The sequence below is a fragment of the Planktothrix tepida PCC 9214 genome (assembly GCF_900009145.1).
Taxonomy (GTDB): domain Bacteria; phylum Cyanobacteriota; class Cyanobacteriia; order Cyanobacteriales; family Microcoleaceae; genus Planktothrix; species Planktothrix tepida.
Genome location: NZ_LN889838.1, coordinates 1 through 474 on the forward strand (window position 1 = coordinate 1; position 474 = coordinate 474).

Here is a 474-nt window from a genome sequence, read left to right on the forward strand (position 1 = left end):
TGCTAAGGTATTTGTGGCGGTTAAGGTTTGATTTTGGGTCGCTGTTCCTGTAATATTAACTGTTCCTGTAGGAGTATCGTTAATATTAGTAATACTTAAATTAGAGGTAGCTGTGGCGGTACTAAAAGCTGTTATTCCTCCATTGGTGCTGACATTCACACCCGTTTGTCCATTGCTGCCACTGGTGCCATCCCATCCTCGATAAGTGAGGCTGACATTGCCGTTAAAGTTGGCATTGGGAACAAATCGAACTAAGGTTGTATTACTTAAAAGAGTCGCTGAACTGTCTGTTACTGCCCCAAATGCTGTCCAATTGCTGCCGTTATTGTTAGAAAACTGCCAAGTTCCGTTACTTGTATTGCTCAACCCTGTTACTGCTATGCCACTGGGGTCGCTGTTGGCATCGGTGAAACCACTGCTTAAGACGGTGGAAACTAATGTCCCTGGATTGGTTGTCGGGTCTTCGTTAATTGT

Annotated in this window: 1 protein-coding gene; it reads right to left on the reverse strand. The window is 44.3% G+C overall.

The window, feature by feature from the left end; all coding sequences use genetic code 11:
- The coding region (locus PL9214_RS31790) for a hypothetical protein (protein WP_222425316.1) at window positions 1-474 on the reverse strand (474 nt) is incomplete at both ends.